Source organism: Alcanivorax sp. MD8A (genome assembly GCF_002888555.1).
Lineage (GTDB): Bacteria > Pseudomonadota > Gammaproteobacteria > Pseudomonadales > Alcanivoracaceae > Alcanivorax.
Genome location: NZ_AQOQ01000003.1, coordinates 171,519 through 190,543, shown reverse-complemented (window position 1 = coordinate 190,543; position 19,025 = coordinate 171,519). Strand labels below are relative to the sequence as shown.

Sequence of the window (19,025 nt, the reverse complement as noted above, 5' to 3'; positions counted from 1 at the left end):
AGTAAGACGTGGAATCCAGCGATACCTGGGTATAACGAGCGCGGGTCATGGGTCGCCTCCTTGCGATTCCATCACCACATCATACTGACCTTATAGACAGTTACCTGTCAGCGACTGACTCAAAAGCTTGTAGGAAATCTGCCAATTGATGGGTGTCCCCGATTACCTCCCAATTCATGCGTGTCCCCGATCACTGTCCCCTAAATTGGGGGTATCCCTTCCCATTAGCTCCTCCCCTTGCATCCCGGGACCTGAACCCGAACCCCTTCCTCAAAATGAGATCCCTATCAACACCTCTTCTTTCCAGCCGCTGATAGAGTTAATCCATCTCGGCTCCATTTGAATTTATGCCTCAACGACTGCTGGCTCTATTCCCAAAATCAAATGCCCTGGAGATTCTCGCGCCATGTTCAGGTTAACCGTTCTGTATTCCGCATTCATTCTACTCTCCATTATCTCACCACTTCTTATCGCTGAGTCCCGATCGGTAGAGCGAGCCGACAAGCCTGTACTCACACCAACTATCAAACAACCGAACACAGGCAGAATCCGTCCTGAAACAAGCACCTCTGTGACCGATCTGGCCGGCAACCATAGTGCAGCTTACACCTCCATCTCCGGAGGAAGATCATTCCCCAATTTATGGGTGTCCCCGATTACGCCATGACTTTTTAAGCAATTACATCAATAACTACTTTACCCATGGACCCCAACTCTACGGCATTATGTGCATCCATTGCCGTGTCAAGGGAAAAGCGTAACGGATCGAGTAGTGGCTTAATTTGTCCAGCTTCAACGAGAGCCGTAATTTGCCGCAGAATGTCACCATGATGTTTGCGCCCCTCTCCGCTGAGCTGGGGGTGTAACACAAAAATCCCTGACAATGTTGCAGAGCGTAATGACGACGGTGCCAGGTTATGTGAGCCGAATGCAGCACAGCTTAAAATATGTCCATAATGTGCAATGATACCTAATGAGGCATCGAGTACAGAGCCACCGACAGTGTCGTAAATGATATCGAACCCTTTGCCTTGGGTGTATGCGTCCACGTAGTCAGCAGGGCTTGCAGTGTGATAATCAATTGGCGTGGCACCAAGCGCCTTGAGCAGTTGTTGTTTTCCAGTCGATGCAGTGGCATAAACGTCGGCACCTAAGGCCTTAGTAATTTGCACAGCTACATGCCCAACTCCGCCAGCTCCACCTTGGATAAGGACTTTCTGGCCCGCTTTAACATTCGCCTTGTCAACCAAACCTTCCCAAGCGGTAAGAGCAACCAGAGGTAAAGCCGCAGCTTCACGCATGGACAAATTTTTCGGTTTGGGAGCAAGTAACTCAGCATCTACGTTGGCATATTCAGCCAATGAGCCTTGCAATCCTCGCACTCCGCCAGTCAGACCATAAACTGCATCGCCTACTGCAAAGTCGGTGACGCCGTCGCCGATAGCAACAACTTCTCCAGCCAAATCGGTGCCAAGTACTGCGGGTAATTCCGGCATGGCATAAGGAGCGATACCTTGGCGGATCTTGTAATCAATAGGATTGACGCCACTCGCAAATATTTTTACTTGCACCTGACCTGCTGATGGAGAAGGTAAGTTAATCAGGGCATCCCGGAATACTGTACCTTCTTCATAGCTATCTAATATCAAAACACGCATTTGTCCGTTTAACGCAGTCATCAATAACCTCACGATCTGAATATTCAGCGGGTGGTTAAATCACCCGCTGGTTAATAGGTCTTTTATTAAACGAATTAAAATTCTTGAACAGTTGGGCGCAGAACAATCTCGTTGATATCCACATCCGCAGGCTGCTCAATTGCGTATGCGATAGCACGAGCAACAGATTCAGATGGAATTTCATTTTGCTGATAAAAATCTTTTACAAAGGCTGCACCCTGAGTATCTGAACTTCCATGTTTTAATTCAGATTCGACGGCACCTGGTGAAATGATTGTTGAACGAATTTTACCCCCAACTTCATGGCGCAAGCCTTCGGCAATAGCGCGAACAGCGAATTTGGTTCCGCTATAAACCGTGCCGCCGGGACTGAATACTTTGATACCCGCTACGGACGAAATATTGATAAAGTGGCCGGATCCCTGTTCCTGAAAGATCGGAAGCGCTGCGGCTACTCCATACAGCAGACCTTTAACGTTGATGTCAATCATGCGATCCCATTCGTCAACTCGAGTCTCAGCTAACGGTGCAATCGCCATTAACCCTGCATTATTGATAACCACATCAACTTTACCGAAGCGCTCTTGTGCAAGATTTACAAGGGCCTTCACTTCGTCCTGGCTAGTCACATCTGTCGCTTGAACCGCAACTTTTCCGCCCGCTGTGCGTATGTCAGCAGCAATAGCTTCAAGCTTGTCGATGCGTCGGGCACCCAAAACAACAGATGCGCCCAGACTGGCCAAATGTCTTGCCGTGGTCTCGCCTAAACCGCTGCTACCACCAGTGATCACAACGACCTTACCGCTGATGTTGTTTGCTAAAACACTACTCATAGTTGATATCCTCAAATCAGTTGAATGAATGGCTCTGTCTAAACAATAAACAAATTATCCATTACCTTTAAAAACCAATAAATGGAAACATTTTAATTTGACAATTCCATAAATTGGAATAATGGTTATGCATTCATACCAAACCTGAATGTGACTGTGATGCTTAACAGATTGGAAATGCTCCGGATATTTTGTACTGCTGCTGAGTCTCGCAGCTTTAAAGAAGCGGCTAACCGTCTGGGAATTTCTCCTCAGGCAGTGACACGAGCAGTGAAGGAGTTAGAGCGATTGCAAGGGGAGCTTTTATTTCATCGAAATACTCGACACATACAAGTGACCCTAGTTGGAGAAAAATTTGCTGTGATAGCAAAAGAACGCCTGCGCGCTGTAGATGAATTGTTTCAAACAAGCGCCCCTAACTCGGATAATGAATTACAAGGGCGGGTTCGTATCGCAGCGCCTGTTGGTTTTGGTCATAAATGCTTGATGCCAGCATTAATGGAACTCTCAACAGTACATCCTCAACTTGATATAGACCTGACACTCAGTGACGAGCGCGTGGATGTCGTTGACGAAAAAATAGATATTGGGATTCGTATCGGCTTCATGAGGGATAGTCGATTTATTGCCCGCCAGCTCGCCAAAATCAATATGTATGTCGTGGCTTCGCCTGACTTAATAAATAGAGAGGGAACGCCTGCGTCTATTGAAGATCTAAACCACTTGCCGGTTACAGGGTTAGTAGATCGCAATACGGGAAAGCTTTGGCCATGGGTTTTTTCCATGGACAGACAGTGGACGCCACCCATAACACGTTTTCGAAGTGCCGACGCCGAAGCTGAATTAATGGGTGTACAAAATGGACTGGGGTTTGCTCAAATTCCTGACTTTTTGGCCCAAGACTTATTACGCCAAGAGAAACTTGTGAGAGTGTTAGAAGAGGTCGAGCCTGTGCCTTGGGATTTATATATTTATCGCCCTCAACGTGGTCCAGTACCACAACGTATTCGATTGGTTTTTGATCACTTGGTGTCAAGATTGAGTGACCGCTAATGGCACATAAGTAATATTCATAAAGTGCGATTCACCCAAACCAAAATCACCCACCCAAAAAAAGCCCGGCTACGCCGGGCTCAACTATTCACTATTCATTGTTAACTGTTAACTAACAGCCGCCTTCTCCGAATGACTCCGCAACATCCCCTCCTCCACAATAAACCCAATAATCTTCTCCAACCCCTCCACATCATTCCTCAGATTCGAAAACGCCCAGGGCTTCTCCCCGCGCATGCGGTTGGTATCCGATTCCATAATCCCCAGATCCGCTCCCACCAGATCCGCCAGATCGATCTTGTTGATCACCAGAAGATCTGACTTGGTGATACCCGGCCCGCCCTTACGGGGGATCTTCTCCCCGGAGGCCACGTCGATCACGTAGATGGTCAGGTCTGCCAGCTCCGGTGAGAAGGTGGCGCTAAGGTTGTCGCCGCCGCTTTCCACGAACACCACGTCCAGGTTGCCGAATTTGCGGGCCAGGTTTTCTACTGCCGCCAGGTTCATGGAGGCATCTTCACGGATGGCGGTGTGGGGGCAGCCGCCGGTTTCCACGCCGACGATGCGTTCCGGCTCCAAGGCTTCGGCTTCGGTGAGGATGCGCTGGTCTTCCTTGGTGTAGATGTCGTTGGTGACCACGGCGATGTGGTAGTCGTCGCGCATGGCTTTGCAGAGTTTTTCCAGCAGGGCGGTTTTGCCGGAGCCGACCGGGCCGCCGATGCCGACGCGCAGGGGGGATTTATGTTCGGTTGTCATGGTGTTCTCCGTTGTTCTTGCCTGTCTTGTGTTGGGTTATCGCGTGCAGGCACGCTCCCACAGTGTTCTTTGCCGATTCCGGTGCCAGCGCCAGTGTCATGACCGGAACAGGCGGCAGTATTGGGTTTCGTGGAGGCTGCTGGCGATGGCCATGGCGGGGGACGAGGAGCCGATGTCGTCGTCGGCCAGGGTCATGGCCTGCTTTGTGATGGCCGCCAGCTGGTCGCTGAAGCGGTAGAGCACCCGCTGGCCATCGCTTTGGCCCAGGGGGATGAGTTTCACCGCGACGATGACCATGTTTTCCAGCCAGCTCCACAGGTAACCGTTGAGTGCCTGTTCCAGATCCACGTGCCAGCGGGCGCAGGCCAGGGCGAAGCCGGCCAGTTGGGTCTGGGCCAGGGCATCACGCCATTGAGTCTCTTGCAGCTCGGGCCAGCCTGCGGCGTCCGGCAGTTTGTCCAGCACCATGGTGAGGGCCTGGCCGCGCTGGCATTCTTCCGCGCGCAGCTCGCGGGTTTCCCGCCAGGCCAGCAGGGTGTCGGCCCAGTGGCTGAAGGCCTCTACATCTTGCTGTTGGCTGGCGTGGTATAGCCTTGCCAGTACCGGGAGCTCCAGCGCGCCGACGCTGCTTTCCAGCAGGCCATCGAGCCACACGTAGACGTCGTCGGCATCCTTGATCCAGCCGCACTCCACTGCCCATTCCATGCCTTGCGAATAGGTGAAGGCACCGATGGGCAGCGACGGGCTGATTAGTTGCTGCAGGCGGAAGAAGGCGCTGTTGCTCATGATGCGCGGCTCATCGTTTAGCCCGCCAGCAGCATCAGGCCAAGGGCTGCGCCGGCAGCCAGTACGGCCCGCAGGGCCGGGGCGATTTTCTGGATCTGTTGGCCCAGCGGCAGGCCCGCCAGCATCAGCAGTACGGAGCTGGCCAGGAAGCCGGCGCCAAAGCCGGCCAGGCTGCCGGTCATTTCCACGCCGTGGGCCCAGCCGTGAGCGCCCAGCAGGATCGCCACCGCGCAGGCGGCTTTGCCACGTACGCTGGCCGGGAACGCCAGGGCAGCCGCGAACAACAGGGCCGAACCGGTGATCAAGGCTTCCATGGCCACGTGGCCACCGAGGGCAATCCCGCCGGCGAAACCGGCCGCCAGGCTGATGCCGGCAGCGGCAAAGCCCAGTTGTTTTTCCTTGAGGGAGGTGCCGGCCAGCAAGGCACCGAACAGCACCAGGGCGACCAGGTGATCCATGCCGGTGACGGGATGGGTAAGGCCCGCCATCAGGCCGCCGTGTACATGGGCGCCTTCGCCGGTGTGGGCGATGGCGGCGGCTGGCAGGGCGACTGTGGCCAGGGTAAGGGCCGCGGTGCTGGCCTTGCGAGTCAGGTGTTTCATGGTGTGCTCCTTTCGTGACGACGCCCGGGGCATCGCGTTAGCTCAATGGCTGTGTTCGTGTGAGTGATCGTGGCTGTGGTCGTGATCGTGCGAATGGCCATGGCCGTGCCCGTGCCCGTGCGAATGACCGTGGTGGCCACCGCCCTGCTGGTAGGCGCCGGCCTCAGGTTCGAACGGGGCCTGCTCTACGTTGACGGTGACGCTACTGTCGGCACCGGGGAGCTGGCGCACCATGTCGTCGAGCACGTGGTCGTGCTGGTAGCGCACGAAGCCGGTTTCGATTTGCAGGGGCACGTGGCGGTTGCCCAGGTGGTAGGCCACCTTGGCGAGCATCAGGGCATCGTCGCATTGGATGGTGGAGACGGTTTCATCGGCGGCGATGACTTTGACCAGGATGCCGTCGGCATTGGTCAGCACATCGCCACCGCGCAGCAGGGTGCCACGCTCGAGAAACAGGCCCACCGGTTCGCCGCTTTCCAGCAGGGCTTTCTGGCGGCTTTTGATGCGCGCATCGATGGGCAGGCTGAGGACTTTCAGGGTGCTGTTATCCAGGCCTTCCAGGGCGCTCTCGTTCAGTTTTTTTGTCAGTTCGATCATGGTTGTCTCAATGTCTGTCTGAAAGCGCGCCGTCAAAACAAGAAGTAGCGCTGGGCCATGGGCAGGGCATCCGCTGGTTCACAGGTGAGCAGTTCGCCATCGGCGCGCACCTGATAGGTTTGCGGGTCCACTTCCAGGTTGGGCTGCCAGTCGTTGAGCAGCATGTCTTTCTTTTTCACGGTTCGGCAGCCTTTCACCACGCCGATGCGGTTGGCCAGCTTCAGTTGTTCGGGGATGCCGGCATCCATGGCCGCCTGGGAGATGAAGGTCATGGTGGTGGCCTGGCGGGCCTTGCCGTAGGCGCCGAACATGGGGCGGTAATGCACCGGCTGCGGTGTGGGGATGGAGGCGTTGGGGTCGCCCATCTTGGCCATGGCCACCATCCCGCCCTTGATGATCAGGTTGGGTTTGACGCCGAAGAAGGCCGGGCTCCACAGCACCAGATCTGCCAGCTTGCCTACTTCCACCGAACCAATTTCGTGGGCCATGCCGTGGGCGATGGCCGGGTTGATGGTGTACTTGGCCACGTAGCGTTTGACGCGGAAGTTGTCGTGCTCGGCGGGATCGCCCTTGAGGGCACCTCGCTGCACTTTCATCTTGTGGGCGGTTTGCCAGGTGCGCATGACCACTTCACCGACGCGGCCCATGGCCTGGGAATCCGAGGCGATCATGGAGAAGGCGCCGAGGTCGTGAAGGATGTCTTCGGCGGCGATGGTTTCGCGGCGGATGCGCGATTCGGCGAAGGCCACGTCTTCGGGGATGCTCGGGTCCAGGTGGTGACAGACCATGAGCATGTCCAGGTGCTCATCGGCCGTGTTCACGGTGTAGGGCCGGGTGGGGTTGGTGGAGGATGGCAACACATTGGTCAGCCCCGCCGCGCGGATGATGTCCGGTGCGTGGCCACCGCCTGCCCCTTCGGTGTGATAGGTGTGAATGGTGCGATCCTTGAACGCGGCGATGGTGTCTTCCACGAAGCCGGATTCGTTCAGGGTGTCGGTATGGATCGCCACCTGGGTGTCGGTGTCGTCGGCCACGGTGAGGCAGGTGTCGATGGCTTGGGGGGGGGTGCCCCAGTCTTCGTGCAGTTTCAGGCCGATGCCGCCGGCGGCGATCTGTTCGGTGAGGGATTCCGGCAGGCTGGCGTTGCCCTTGCCGAGAAAGCCCAGGTTCATGGGGAACGAATCCGCCGCTTCCAGCATGCGCGCCATGTTCCAGGGGCCGGGGGTGACGGTGGTGGCGTTGGTGCCCGTGGTGGGGCCGGTGCCGCCGCCGATCATGGTGGTGACGCCGGAGGCCAGCGCCTCGTCGATCTGCTGCGGGCAGATAAAGTGAATGTGCGAATCGATGCCGCCGGCGGTTACGATGCTGCCCTCGCCCGCCACCACATCAGTGCCGGGGCCGACGATGATATCCACGTCGGGCTGCACGTCCGGGTTACCGGCCTTGCCGATGGCGGCGATGCGTCCGGCCTTGATGCCGATGTCCGCTTTGACGATGCCCCAGTGATCGATGATCAGGGCATTGGTGATGACCAGATCCATGACTTTGGCAGAGGGATGCTGAGACTGGCCCATGCCATCGCGGATGACCTTGCCGCCGCCGAATTTCACTTCGTCGCCGTAGACGGTGTAGTCCTTTTCCACCTGGATCCACAGATCGGTATCGGCGAGGCGCAGGCGGTCGCCGGTGGTGGGGCCGAACATTTCCGCGTAGGCCTGTCTGGACATTGTTGCCACGGTGGTTCTCCTGTTTTTTGATGGGCTGGTTTAACCACCCCATTCAGACATTATTTCCCGTCTCTGCTGGTTCGACTGTGGGAGGCTGCCGGCAGGCGATGGTGGTAAATCGCTTGCGCATACCCTAAAGGGCACAGAGAGCTCCCACAGAAAACCCCCAGCCTTATAGCGAGCCCATCACCTTGCCCTGGAAGCCGTAGACTTTTCTTTCGCCGGCGTAGGCCACCAGTTCCACGGTGCGGCTCTGGCCGGGTTCGATGCGCACCGCGGTGCCGGCGGGGATGTTGAGCCGGAAGCCTTTCGTTTTTTCGCGATCAAACTGCAGGGCGTTGTTCACTTCATAGAAGTGGTAATGGGAGCCCACCTGGATGGGACGGTCGCCGGTGTTGGCCACTTCCACGGTGACGGTTTCACGGCCGGGATTGATCTCGATGTCGCCGTCCTGCACTTTCATTTCGCCGGGAATCATGGGTGCACTCCTTTACACAATCGGGTCGTGAACGGTGACCAGCTTGGTGCCGTCCGGAAAGGTGGCTTCCACCTGCACTTCGTGAATCATTTCCGGCACGCCTTCCATCACGTCATCGCGCTTGAGCAGGGTGCGGCCTTCGCCCATCAGCTGTGCCACGGTCTTGCCGTCGCGGGCGCCTTCCATGATGGCGGCGGTGATAAAGGCCACCGACTCGGGGTAGTTGAGCTTGAGACCGCGGGCCATGCGCCGCTCCGCCAGCAGGGCGGCGGTGAAGATCAGCAGCTTGTCTTTTTCTCTGGGTGTCAGTTCCATGATTTTGCCTTTTCGCCTTTTCCGTTCACCGTCAGGTATTCCAGATGCGCGGGATTGCCGCCGGTTTGTTCAGCAGGGCCTGGCGTAATAACTGCCAGACCGGAATCATCAGGGCCTGGATTTTTTCGCAGCGGGTGCCGAGCACACGCATCACCAGAATGTCGTCGATCAAGGTTAGGCCACAGGGCATCTCGCCGGTGTTGCCTGCAATGATGTCGCGGGCCTGTTCCAGCAGGGCCTCGTTGCAACCGGTGGCCACAAACAAAGCCTGCATGGGAAAGTTACGCAGCCCGGATGACGCATTGAGGTGGCGCGGCTGATCCACCTTGAGGCGCTCGATCAGCAGCGGCCTGCCGTCGCGATTAATGCGAAAGCGCGCATCGATATTGCCCTGCTCGAAGATCTCGCTGTTCACCGGCCGCCCCAGGCAGGAGATTTCCCAGCCCATGAAGCGGGCATCGCCATGCAGATCAATGGTGGTGCCCATGTGCACCTTGGCGCCGGGGAAGAAGATGTTTTCCTGGGGAAACCATTCCAGAGTGCCACCGGGGGCCACGGTTAGGGCCTGGCTGACGCGGGCAGTATCGCCGGCACTGAGATAGAACTTGGTGGCACCGGGGGTGGTGAACAGGCCATGGGCCTGCGTGCCGGCAGTGATGTCGATCTCCAGACCATCGCCACCGACTACCCCACCGGGGGGATGCAGCAAGTAGATGTGGGCGGTGCCGCCTTCCGGGTAGAAGGGGCGCTGAACGCGCAGCGGCCCATAATGGTGCAGACCAGTCATGACAGTCTTGGCGCCCTGCCCCGTAATGGCGCACTCCAGCTGCATCTGCAGCCGGGCCTTCCACCCCTTGCCATGGGCTGGTGTCTTGGGATGTCGCCGTTGTGTCGGTGCCGGTTCCTGTACGGTCACGAGCCAGACCTCTTCCTGCCGGTTGCCATGCACCAACTTTATGCAGCAACCGTGCCATACAAGGTGGTATACAAGTTTGCCTGGGGATCGACACGGTTTTGCAGGAGCGGTGGTGCCACCGCGAAAGAGAGCCGCGCCGCGGCTATCGCGCCGCGAGCGACGCTCCTACAGGGGAGGTGTGCAACAAAAAGCCCGGCGTTGCCGGGCTTTCGCTGTTAACTGTTCACTATTAACTGTTAACTGCCTTATTCCACTGTCACCGACTTGGCCAGATTCCTTGGCTGGTCCACATCGGTGCCGCGCAACACGGCGACGTGGTAGCTGAGCAATTGCAGCGGCACGGTGTAGACGATGGGGGCGATGGTTTCTGGCACGGCGGGCATGTTGAGTACATGGATGCCTTCGCCTTCTTTTACGTGGGCGTTCTTGTCGGCAAACACATACAGCTCACCACCACGGGCGCGCACTTCCTGCAGGTTGGATTTCAGTTTTTCCAGCAGTTCGTCGTTGGGTGCCACGGACACCACCGGCATTTCACTGTCGACCAGTGCCAGCGGACCATGCTTGAGCTCACCGGCGGCGTAGGCTTCTGCGTGGATGTAGGAAATTTCCTTGAGCTTGAGCGCACCTTCCAGTGCCACCGGGAATTGCACACCACGGCCGAGGAACAGCGCATGGTGTTTTTCCACGAAGTGCTCGGACAGTTTTTCGATGGGCTTATCCAGTGCGGCAGCCTGTTCGATCAGGTTCGGCAGCTGGCGCATTTCTGCCAGTACCGTTTCGATTTCGCTGTCGGCCAGACCTTTCTGGCGGCCCAGGGCCAATACCAGCATCAGCAGGCCGGCCAGCTGGGTGGTGAACGCCTTGGTGGACGCCACGCCAATTTCCGGGCCGGCCTTGGTGAGGAATACCAGCTCGGATTCGCGCACCAGTGAGGAGCTGTCCACGTTACAGATGGCCAGCCGGCCCACGTAGTTGGGAGACTGGGTATCGCGCAGGGCGGCCAGGGTATCGGCGGTTTCGCCACTCTGGGAAATGGTCACGAACAGGGTGCCTTCCGGCACCACATGTTTGCGGTAGCGGAATTCACTGGCCACTTCTACCTGGCAGGGGATGCCGGCAATGTCTTCGAGCCAGTAACGGGCCACCATACCTGCGTGGTAACTGGTGCCACAGGCCACGATCTGGACGGTTTTTACCTTGTCGAAAATGGCCGGGGCTTTTTCACCGAAGGCGTTGATCAACGTGGCCGGTGATTCGATACGGTCTTCCAGGGTTTTCTGGATGGCCGCCGGTTGCTCGAAGATTTCCTTCTGCATGTAGTGGCGGTATTCGCCCTTTTCCGCATCTTCGTGGGTGCCGTCGAATTCGTGGGGCTCGCGGGTGACCGGGTTACCGTTGGCATCAACGATGCGCACACCGTCGATGGTCAGCTCTGCCTGATCGCCTTCTTCCAGAAAGATAAAGCGGTTGGTGACGGGCAACAGGGCCAGCTGGTCGGAGGCGATGTAGTTTTCATCAATGCCGAGGCCGATCACCAGCGGGCTGCCGGAACGGACGGTAACCAGCTTGTCCGGTTGCGCCTTGTGAATCACACCCAGGGCGTAGGCGCCGTCGAGTTTCTTTGTCACTTGCTGCACGGCGGTGAACAGGTCCACGCCGGTTTGCAGGGTCTGGTCGATGAGGTGAACAATCACTTCGGTATCGGTCTGGGACTGGAAGGTGTAACCGTCGGCTTCCAGTGCGTCTTTCAGTTTCTGAAAGTTTTCGATGATGCCGTTATGGACCAGCGCCAGATCGTTGCCAGACATGTGTGGGTGGGCATTGGCTTCAGAGGGTTTACCGTGAGTCGCCCAGCGGGTGTGGGCGATACCGGTGAAACCGCTGGCCGCCTGTTCATTAACCGCATCTTCCAGCCCGGCCACCTTGCCCTGCCGACGTACCCGGGTAATCCCGCTGTCGTTGAGCAGCGCGACACCGGCACTGTCATAGCCCCGGTATTCCAGGCGCTTGAGTCCGGTGATCAGGATGTTGCCTACGTTACGCTGGGCGATGGCACCGACGATTCCACACATGTGTTATTTCCCTAACATTCTTTTCATGGAGTGGCGATTGTGTCGTCGCCGCTCTATCGCCATGCACGCATGGCTCCTACAGACGCTTTTTAGCCTTTGGTTGGGCGCTTCCAGTTGGGCACATTCCGTTGCTGACCACGGGCCACGGCAAGGCCGTTGTCGTCCACGTCCTTGGTGACGGTACTGCCCGCACCAACGGTTGCGTTTTCGCCGATGGTCACCGGGGCCACCAGTGACGAGTTGGAGCCGATGAAGGCACCATCTTTCATCACGGTCTGGAATTTGTTCACACCATCATAATTGCAGGTAATGGTGCCGGCTCCAACATTCACGCCCTTGCCGATTTGGCTGTCGCCGATGTAGGTCAGGTGATTCACTTTGGAGCCTTCGCCCACATAGGACTTCTTGGTCTCTACAAAGTTGCCGATCTTGGCTTTGTCCGCCAGTTCGGTGCCGGGGCGCAGGCGTGCGTAGGGCCCCACCGTGCAATGGTCGCCCACTACCGCACCATCAATCAGGCTGTTGGCTTCGATTGCCGTGCCAGCACCAATATTGGCGTCGCGAATGATGCAGTTCGGGCCAATGGTGACGCCCTCTTCGATGGTGACATCGCCTTCCAGTATCACGTTCACATCGATAATGACGTCACTGGCGATCTGTACGCAGCCACGGATATCCAGCCGGGCGGGATCACGGAGGGTGACCCCATCACGCATCAGCGATTCAGCCTGTGCCCGCTGAAAAATACGCTCGAGACGGGCTAGCTGGACACGGTCGTTGACCCCATCGACTTCCCAGGCGGACTCAGGTTGCAGGGTTTCCACATTCAGGCCGGACTGCACCGCCATGGCGATGACATCGGTCAGGTAATATTCGCCCTGGGCATTGTTGCTGGACAGCTTTGGCAGGCAATCTGCCAGGAAGCTGCGGGTACAGGCGAGGATACCGGTGTTGATCTCCTGGATACCCAGTTCGGCATCGGAGGCATCTTTCTGCTCGACGATACGCTGGACGTTGTTCTGACCGTCACGGACGATGCGGCCATAACCGCTGGGGTCATCCAGGGTCAGGGTCATCAGTGCCAGCGTCTTGTCATCCACACAGGCGACAAATTCCTTGAGGGTTTCCGGGCGAATCAGGGGGACATCGCCATACAGCACCAGGACGATATCCTCGCTGACCAAGGGCATCGCCTGGGCGACAGCATGGCCCGTTCCGAGCTGTTCTGCCTGTTCCGCCCACTGCAGATTATCGCCCTTTACGGTTTGTTGGACCTGGTCTCCGCCATGGCCGTAAACCACCACCGTATTGGCGACTTCCAGGCTGGCTGCAGCATCTACCACATGCTGAACCATGGCCTTGCCGGCCACTTGGTGAAGCACTTTTGGCAAGGCGCTCTTCATGCGAGTGCCTTTGCCTGCTGCCAGAACGACTACCGCTAGACTCATTACCCTGTCCTTATTGCTGTTGGCTTGCACGAACCTGTCCTGGCCCGTTTTACCACAGAAACAAAAAAGGGTAGCACTCGGCTACCCTTTCTGTGTTGAAGATTTGCAAAAAAGTGCGGCTTACCGCGCCTTTTTCTTCAACTGTTGAATTGCACGCAACTGGGCAACAGCCTCGGCCAGTGTAGCAGCGGCACGGGAGTAATCCATTTCGGAGTTCTTCCCTTCCAGCGCTTCTTTGGCACGCTGTTTTGCCTGCTCGGCGGCGGCTTCGTCCATGTTGTCGGCACGCTCTGCCGTATCAGCCAGTACGGTGACCAGCTTCGGCTGCACTTCCAGGAAGCCGCCAGATACGTAGAACACTTCTTCTTCACCATTCTGCTTCTTCACCCGTACCGGGCCCGGCTTGAGCCGGGTCAGCAGCGGGGCGTGGCCTGGCATGATACCGAGGTCGCCTTCCACACCGGAAGCTACCACGATCTCTACCAGGCCGGAGAACAGCTGGCGTTCTGCACTAACAATGTCGCAATGCACGGTCATCGCCATTTGTTGTCTCCCGGTGAAGGTTACTTGCTACGCTTGTTGTAGGCTTCTACCACTTCGTCGATAGAACCCTTCATGTAGAAGTCCTGCTCCGGAATGTGGTCGTAGTCACCGTTCAGGATACCCTTGAAACCTGCCAGGGTGTCTTTCAGGGAAACGTACTTGCCGGGAGAACCGGTAAATACTTCCGCCACGAAGAACGGCTGGGACAGGAAACGCTCGATCTTACGGGCGCGGGATACCACCTGCTTGTCATCTTCAGACAGCTCGTCCATACCCAGAATCGCGATGATGTCTTTCAGCTCTTTAAAGCGCTGCAGCACCATCTGAACGCCACGAGCGATGTCGTAGTGTTCCTGACCGATAACCAGCGGATCCAGCTGACGAGAGGTGGAATCCAGCGGGTCGATCGCCGGGTAGATACCTTTGGACGCGATGTCACGGCTCAGGGATACAGTGGAATCCAGGTGAGCAAAGGTGGTCGCCGGAGACGGGTCAGTCAAGTCATCCGCAGGTACGTATACGGCCTGTACGGAGGTGATGGAACCTACCTTGGTGGAGGTAATACGTTCCTGCAGAACGCCCATCTCTTCCGCCAGAGTCGGCTGGTAACCTACCGCAGAAGGCATACGACCCAGCAGAGCGGATACTTCGGTACCGGCCAGGGTGTAACGGTAGATGTTATCGACGAAGAACAGTACGTCACGACCTTCGTCACGGAACTTCTCGGCCATGGTCAGACCGGTCAGCGCTACACGCAGACGGTTACCAGGCGGCTCGTTCATCTGACCGTAAACCAGCGATACTTTATCCAGTACGTTGGAGTCCTTCATTTCGTGGTAGAAGTCGTTACCCTCACGAGTACGCTCACCCACACCCGCAAACACGGAGAAACCGGAGTGCTCGATCGCGATGTTCCGGATCAGCTCCATCATGTTTACGGTTTTACCTACACCCGCACCACCGAACAGACCAACCTTACCGCCTTTCGCGAAGGGGCAAACCAGGTCGATTACCTTGATGCCGGTTTCCAGCAGTTCGTTGGTAGCTGCCTGCTCAGCGTAAGTAGGAGCCGCACGGTGAATAGACATGCGCTCTTCTTCACCGATAGGACCGGCTTCGTCGATCGGGCGACCCAGCACGTCCATGATACGGCCCAGGGTCTTGGTGCCTACCGGTACCTGAATCGGCTCACCAGTGTCGGTCACGGTGATACCACGCTTCAGACCTTCGGTGGAGCCCATGGCGATGGTACGGACTACGCCGTCGCCCAGCTGCTGCTGAACTTCCAGCGTGGTTTCAGTACCGTCCACGGTGAGGGCGTCATATACCTTCGGTACGTTTTCGCGCGGGAATTCCACGTCGATCACAGCACCGATGATCTGAACAATACGACCGCTACTCATGCTTGCATCCTCTTAACTTGCGTTTTTGCCGGGTCTATCAGTTTAGACCGCAGCAGCACCACCAACGATTTCGGAGATTTCCTGCGTAATTGCAGCCTGGCGTGCCTTGTTGTACACCAACTGCAGATCACGAATGATGTCACCGGCATTATCGCTGGCCGCTTTCATCGCGATCATACGCGCTGCCTGCTCACAGGCATTGTTTTCAACCACACCCTGGTAGACCTGTGACTCGATGAACCGCACCAGCAGTTCGTCGAGCAGCTCTTTCGGGGCAGGCTCGTAAATGTAGTCCCAGTGGCGCTTCAGTTCTTCATCTTCACCGGCTTCGAGCGGCAGAAGCTGAATATTCTTGGGCGCTTGGGTCATGGTGTTCACGAACTCGTTGTACACGATGTACAGACGGTCGATGGCACCATTGTCATAGGCGTCCAGCATAACCTTGATGGAGCCGATCAGGTCGTTCAGGTGAGGCGTGTCACCCAGACCGTTCACGGTGGCTTCCACATTGCCGCCCACGCTCTTGAAGAAAGAAACACCTTTGGAACCCACTACGCAGTACTGGGCTTTGGCGCCTTTTTCTTTCCACTCTTGCGCGCTTTTGACGACATTCTTGAGCAGGTTAACGTTGAGGCCACCGCAGAGACCCCGGTCGGAGGTCACTACGATGTAGCCAACGTTTTTGACTTCCCGCTCTTGCAGGTAGCTGTGCCGGTATTCCAGATCGGCATTGGCCAGATGGGCAACCACCTGACGCATACGGCTGGCGTACGGCTTGCTAGCCGCCATACGCTCTTGTGCCTTACGCATCTTGGAAGCTGCCACCATTTCCATTGCACGGGTAATCTTCTTCGTGCTCTGGACGCTGGCAATCTTGCCTTTGATCTCTTTACCGCTGGCCATAGGAAGTACCTTTTATCAGCGAATTACCAGGTCTGGGTGGCTTTGAACTGATCAAGAGATTCCTTGATCTCACCCTCGATGTCGCCGTTGTAGTCACCCTTCTCGTTGATCTTGTCCATCAACGCTTTCTTTTCGCTGTTCATGTAGTCCAGCATGGCCGTTTCGAAGGAACCGATTTTCTCGATTTCGATACCTTTCAGGTAACCTTCGTTAGCGGCGTACAGAACAACACCCATCTCAGCAACGCTCAGCGGGCTGTACTGCTTCTGCTTCATCAGCTCGGTAACGGCCTGACCATGTTCCAGCTGCTCACGAGTGGAATCATCCAGGTCGGAAGCGAACTGGGCGAAGGCCGCCAGTTCACGGTACTGAGCCAGCGCCAGACGGATACCACCGCCGAGCTTTTTAACGATCTTGGTCTGGGCTGCACCACCAACACGGGATACAGACACACCGGCGTTCATGGCCGGACGTACGCCGGAGTTGAACAGGTCGGTTTCCAGGAAGATCTGACCATCGGTGATGGAGATCACGTTGGTCGGTACGAATGCAGATACGTCACCACCCTGGGTTTCGATGATCGGCAGGGCGGTCAGAGAACCGGTTTTGCCTTTCACTTCACCGTTGGTGAACTTCTCTACGTATTCTTCGTTAACCTTGGCGGCGCGCTCCAGCAGACGGGAGTGCAGGTAGAACACGTCACCAGGATACGCTTCACGGCCCGGCGGACGACGCAGCAGCAGGGAGATCTGACGATACGCCCAGGCTTGCTTGGTCAGGTCATCGTATACGATCAGGGCATCTTCACCGCGGTCGCGGAAGTATTCGCCCATGGCGCAGCCGGCAAACGGGGCCAGGAACTGCATGGAAGCCGGATCGGAAGCGGAAGCGGCAACGATGATGGTGTGATCCATTGCACCGTGCTCTTCCAGCTTGCGTACCACGTTGGCAATGGTGGACTGCTTCTGGCCAACCGCAACGTAGATACACTTAACGCCAGTGCCCTTCTGGGCAATGATGGCATCGACGGCTACCGCGGTCTTACCGATCTGACGGTCACCAATGATCAACTCACGCTGACCACGACCGATCGGCACCATGGAGTCGATTGCCTTGTAGCCAGTCTGAACCGGCTCGTTAACCTCTTTACGCCAGATAACGCCGGGCGCTACCTTTTCTACCGCGTCGGTGGCAGAAGCGTTGATCGGGCCTTTGCCGTCGATCGGGTTACCCAGGGCGTCTACCACACGACCCAGCAGCTCCGGACCTACCGGAACTTCCAGGATGCGGCCGGTACAACGTACCTTCTGGCCTTCGGCCAGGCCCAGGTAATCACCCAGTACCACGGCACCAACAGAATCCTGCTCAAGGTTAAGGGCCATGCCGTAGATGCCGCCCTCAAACTCGATCATCTCACCGAACATGACATCGGCAAGACCGTGAATACGCACGATACCATCGGATACGGAAACCACCGTACCTTCGTTACGTGCTTCGGTGGAGGTATCAAGTTTCGCGATGCGCGACTTGATAATCTCGCTGATTTCGGACGGGTTGAGTTGCTGCATCTCTAATCCCTCAAACTCAAGAGTTCAGTTGCTCTGCCAGACGGTTAAGTCGGCCACGCACACTGCCATCAATTACGGTATCGCCGGCTCGCACCAGCACGCCTCCAATCAGTGATTGGTCCACAGACGTGGTGACATTCACGTCGGTGCCAAGGCGTTTTTTCAAAGCGGCTACCAGCTTTTCGGCAACAGCGTCGTCCATCTCGAACGCGGAGACCAGCTCCACGTCGGTGAACTGCTGTTCCGCTGCCAGAAGCGCGTGGAACAGTTCCAGGATGACCGGCAACAGCGGCAGACGCTTGTTGTGCGCCAGCTGCGCAATAAAATTGCGCCCGCTTTCGTCCAGTTCGTCGCCACAGACTTCTGCAAAGGCAGAAACCTTGGCGGCGTCATCCAGTTCCGGCTGGTCAAGGTAGGCACGCATGCTGGCATCACCTGCCACTGCTGCTGCCAGGCCCAGCATCTTTTCCCACTTGTCCAGGGCGCCTTGTTCCTTTGCAAAAACAAAGGCGGCCTTGGCGTAGGGGCGTGCGATGGTGGTCAGTTCAGCCATGGGTTACCCGTAGTCTCAGAGTTCAGCCGCCAGCTGCTCAAGCATCTGCTTGTGCGCGTCCTGGTTTACTTCGCCGCCCAGTACCTTCTCGGCACCAGACAACGCCAGGGCTGCCACTTCTTTACGCAGCTGCTCGCGAGCCTGATTAACTTCTTGGTCAATCTCAGACTGGGCTTTGGCTACCAGACGCTCACCTTCGGTGCGCGCGGCTTCTTTAGCCTCATCCACAATCTGATTAGCCCGGCGATTGGCCTGATCAATGATTTCGGCCGCCTTCTCTTTTGCTTCTTTGAGATTGGCGGTCGCCTTTTCCTGGGCCAGTTCCAGATCGCGCTCAGCACGATCTGCGGCGCTCAGGCCCTCGGCAATTTTCTGCTTGCGCTCTTCCAGGGCCCGGGAAATGGGCGGCCAGACGAACTTCATGCAGAAGAATACGAACAGAGCGAACCAGATAGCCTGGCCGATGATCGTCATGTTGATGTTCATGCCATCACCTCAATCGCGTTAGGTAATTTACCGGATCAAACGCGATCGATTACTGGAAGATCAGCAGGAACGCGATAGCGATACAGATAATCGGCACAGCATCCAGCAGACCAGCGATGATGAACATGCGGGTTTGCAGCATCGGAGCCAGTTCAGGCTGACGAGCTACAGATTCCAGAAAACGGCCACCCATCATGCCGAAGCCCAGACCTGCGCCGATGGCCGCCAGGCCAGCTACGATAGCAGCAGCAAGAAATTGAATGCCTTCCATCTTTACACTCCCGTTAAGTGCTTGGTTGGTTTA

Annotated in this window: 20 protein-coding genes; 1 reads left to right on the top strand and 19 read right to left on the bottom strand. The window is 56.9% G+C overall.

The genetic code is table 11. The features are described from left to right. Positions 1–671: 671 nt before the first annotated feature. Entirely contained in the window at positions 672–1,679 is a 1,008-nt protein-coding gene (locus A15D_RS02925) for a zinc-dependent alcohol dehydrogenase family protein (protein ID WP_102790697.1), read from the bottom strand. 74 nt (positions 1,680–1,753) lie between these two features. Beyond that, positions 1,754–2,512 carry an SDR family oxidoreductase gene (locus A15D_RS02920; protein ID WP_102790696.1) on the bottom strand — a complete coding sequence of 253 codons (759 nt, stop codon included), beginning with the start codon at positions 2,510–2,512 and terminating at the stop codon, positions 1,754–1,756. Positions 2,513–2,671: 159 nt separating this feature from the next. Here A15D_RS02920 and A15D_RS02915 point away from each other — a divergent pair, with 159 nt between their 5' ends. Beyond that, positions 2,672–3,565, top strand: a complete 894-nt coding sequence (locus A15D_RS02915) for a LysR family transcriptional regulator (RefSeq protein ID WP_102790695.1) — start codon at positions 2,672–2,674, stop codon at positions 3,563–3,565. 108 nt (positions 3,566–3,673) lie between these two features. On the opposite strand, the gene ureG is transcribed toward A15D_RS02915, so the two are convergent. The 17 genes from ureG to atpE all read right to left on the bottom strand — a co-directional run bounded on the left by ureG (position 3,674) and on the right by atpE (position 18,992). Beyond that, on the bottom strand, positions 3,674–4,321 hold the full coding sequence (gene ureG, locus A15D_RS02910) for an urease accessory protein UreG (RefSeq protein WP_102790694.1): 648 nt from the start codon (positions 4,319–4,321) through the stop codon (positions 3,674–3,676). Positions 4,322–4,417: 96 nt separating this feature from the next. Next, positions 4,418–5,107 (bottom strand): urease accessory protein UreF, encoded by a 690-nt coding sequence (locus tag A15D_RS02905; RefSeq protein WP_102790693.1) that lies wholly within the window; start codon positions 5,105–5,107, stop codon positions 4,418–4,420. 17 nt (positions 5,108–5,124) lie between these two features. After that, entirely contained in the window at positions 5,125–5,709 is a 585-nt protein-coding gene (locus tag A15D_RS02900) for a HupE/UreJ family protein (RefSeq protein ID WP_158245775.1), read from the bottom strand. Positions 5,710–5,751: 42 nt separating this feature from the next. Then, a complete protein-coding gene (ureE, locus tag A15D_RS02895; RefSeq protein ID WP_102790691.1) occupies positions 5,752–6,306 on the bottom strand; it encodes an urease accessory protein UreE in 555 nt (184 codons plus the stop codon). A gap of 32 nt (positions 6,307–6,338) precedes the next feature. Beyond that, positions 6,339–8,033: an urease subunit alpha gene (gene ureC, locus A15D_RS02890; protein ID WP_304528952.1), complete on the bottom strand. Its 1,695-nt coding sequence runs from the start codon at positions 8,031–8,033 to the stop codon at positions 6,339–6,341. A gap of 172 nt (positions 8,034–8,205) precedes the next feature. Further along, positions 8,206–8,511: an urease subunit beta gene (locus tag A15D_RS02885; RefSeq protein WP_022985887.1), complete on the bottom strand. Its 306-nt coding sequence runs from the start codon at positions 8,509–8,511 to the stop codon at positions 8,206–8,208. A 12-nt stretch (positions 8,512–8,523) separates the two neighbouring features. After that, positions 8,524–8,826 (bottom strand): urease subunit gamma, encoded by a 303-nt coding sequence (gene ureA / locus A15D_RS02880; RefSeq protein ID WP_022985888.1) that lies wholly within the window; start codon positions 8,824–8,826, stop codon positions 8,524–8,526. A 31-nt stretch (positions 8,827–8,857) separates the two neighbouring features. After that, positions 8,858–9,742, bottom strand: coding sequence for an urease accessory protein UreD (locus tag A15D_RS02875; RefSeq protein WP_199175739.1), 885 nt, complete (start codon positions 9,740–9,742; stop codon positions 8,858–8,860). Between the two features lie 245 nt (positions 9,743–9,987). Then, positions 9,988–11,817 (bottom strand): glutamine--fructose-6-phosphate transaminase (isomerizing), encoded by a 1,830-nt coding sequence (gene glmS / locus A15D_RS02870; RefSeq protein ID WP_102790689.1) that lies wholly within the window; start codon positions 11,815–11,817, stop codon positions 9,988–9,990. Between the two features lie 89 nt (positions 11,818–11,906). Continuing rightward, entirely contained in the window at positions 11,907–13,265 is a 1,359-nt protein-coding gene (gene glmU / locus A15D_RS02865) for a bifunctional UDP-N-acetylglucosamine diphosphorylase/glucosamine-1-phosphate N-acetyltransferase GlmU (RefSeq protein ID WP_102790688.1), read from the bottom strand. Between the two features lie 120 nt (positions 13,266–13,385). Then, positions 13,386–13,808: a F0F1 ATP synthase subunit epsilon gene (locus tag A15D_RS02860; RefSeq protein ID WP_102790687.1), complete on the bottom strand. Its 423-nt coding sequence runs from the start codon at positions 13,806–13,808 to the stop codon at positions 13,386–13,388. A gap of 20 nt (positions 13,809–13,828) precedes the next feature. Then, positions 13,829–15,211 carry a F0F1 ATP synthase subunit beta gene (gene atpD / locus A15D_RS02855; RefSeq protein ID WP_102790686.1) on the bottom strand — a complete coding sequence of 461 codons (1,383 nt, stop codon included), beginning with the start codon at positions 15,209–15,211 and terminating at the stop codon, positions 13,829–13,831. A gap of 42 nt (positions 15,212–15,253) precedes the next feature. Beyond that, positions 15,254–16,114, bottom strand: a complete 861-nt coding sequence (gene atpG / locus A15D_RS02850; RefSeq protein WP_102790685.1) for a F0F1 ATP synthase subunit gamma — start codon at positions 16,112–16,114, stop codon at positions 15,254–15,256. Positions 16,115–16,137: 23 nt separating this feature from the next. Continuing rightward, positions 16,138–17,682, bottom strand: a complete 1,545-nt coding sequence (gene atpA, locus A15D_RS02845; RefSeq protein WP_102790684.1) for a F0F1 ATP synthase subunit alpha — start codon at positions 17,680–17,682, stop codon at positions 16,138–16,140. Between the two features lie 16 nt (positions 17,683–17,698). Further along, a complete protein-coding gene (locus A15D_RS02840; protein WP_022985902.1) occupies positions 17,699–18,235 on the bottom strand; it encodes a F0F1 ATP synthase subunit delta in 537 nt (178 codons plus the stop codon). A gap of 15 nt (positions 18,236–18,250) precedes the next feature. Next, positions 18,251–18,721, bottom strand: coding sequence for a F0F1 ATP synthase subunit B (locus tag A15D_RS02835; RefSeq protein WP_022985903.1), 471 nt, complete (start codon positions 18,719–18,721; stop codon positions 18,251–18,253). Between the two features lie 49 nt (positions 18,722–18,770). Next, positions 18,771–18,992 (bottom strand): F0F1 ATP synthase subunit C, encoded by a 222-nt coding sequence (gene atpE, locus A15D_RS02830; protein ID WP_007151035.1) that lies wholly within the window; start codon positions 18,990–18,992, stop codon positions 18,771–18,773. Positions 18,993–19,025: the final 33 nt, after the last annotated feature.

Bases quoted from the DNA above. Each gene is read 5' to 3' on its own strand.
- A15D_RS02835 (WP_022985903.1), bottom strand. From the start codon at position 18,721: ATGAACATCAACATGACGATCATCGGCCAGGCTATCTGGTTCGCTCTG.
- ureA (WP_022985888.1), bottom strand. From the start codon at position 8,826: ATGGAACTGACACCCAGAGAAAAAGACAAGCTGCTGATCTTCACCGCC.
- atpE (WP_007151035.1), bottom strand. From the start codon at position 18,992: ATGGAAGGCATTCAATTTCTTGCTGCTGCTATCGTAGCTGGCCTGGCG.
- glmS (WP_102790689.1), bottom strand. From the start codon at position 11,817: ATGTGTGGAATCGTCGGTGCCATCGCCCAGCGTAACGTAGGCAACATC.
- A15D_RS02840 (WP_022985902.1), bottom strand. From the start codon at position 18,235: ATGGCTGAACTGACCACCATCGCACGCCCCTACGCCAAGGCCGCCTTT.
- glmU (WP_102790688.1), bottom strand. From the start codon at position 13,265: ATGAGTCTAGCGGTAGTCGTTCTGGCAGCAGGCAAAGGCACTCGCATG.
- A15D_RS02925 (WP_102790697.1), bottom strand. From the start codon at position 1,679: ATGACTGCGTTAAACGGACAAATGCGTGTTTTGATATTAGATAGCTAT.
- atpG (WP_102790685.1), bottom strand. From the start codon at position 16,114: ATGGCCAGCGGTAAAGAGATCAAAGGCAAGATTGCCAGCGTCCAGAGC.
- A15D_RS02900 (WP_158245775.1), bottom strand. From the start codon at position 5,709: ATGAAACACCTGACTCGCAAGGCCAGCACCGCGGCCCTTACCCTGGCC.
- A15D_RS02915 (WP_102790695.1), top strand. From the start codon at position 2,672: ATGCTTAACAGATTGGAAATGCTCCGGATATTTTGTACTGCTGCTGAG.
- A15D_RS02885 (WP_022985887.1), bottom strand. From the start codon at position 8,511: ATGATTCCCGGCGAAATGAAAGTGCAGGACGGCGACATCGAGATCAAT.
- A15D_RS02860 (WP_102790687.1), bottom strand. From the start codon at position 13,808: ATGGCGATGACCGTGCATTGCGACATTGTTAGTGCAGAACGCCAGCTG.
- ureG (WP_102790694.1), bottom strand. From the start codon at position 4,321: ATGACAACCGAACATAAATCCCCCCTGCGCGTCGGCATCGGCGGCCCG.
- A15D_RS02905 (WP_102790693.1), bottom strand. From the start codon at position 5,107: ATGAGCAACAGCGCCTTCTTCCGCCTGCAGCAACTAATCAGCCCGTCG.
- ureC (WP_304528952.1), bottom strand. From the start codon at position 8,033: ATGTCCAGACAGGCCTACGCGGAAATGTTCGGCCCCACCACCGGCGAC.
- atpD (WP_102790686.1), bottom strand. From the start codon at position 15,211: ATGAGTAGCGGTCGTATTGTTCAGATCATCGGTGCTGTGATCGACGTG.
- atpA (WP_102790684.1), bottom strand. From the start codon at position 17,682: ATGCAGCAACTCAACCCGTCCGAAATCAGCGAGATTATCAAGTCGCGC.
- A15D_RS02920 (WP_102790696.1), bottom strand. From the start codon at position 2,512: ATGAGTAGTGTTTTAGCAAACAACATCAGCGGTAAGGTCGTTGTGATC.
- ureE (WP_102790691.1), bottom strand. From the start codon at position 6,306: ATGATCGAACTGACAAAAAAACTGAACGAGAGCGCCCTGGAAGGCCTG.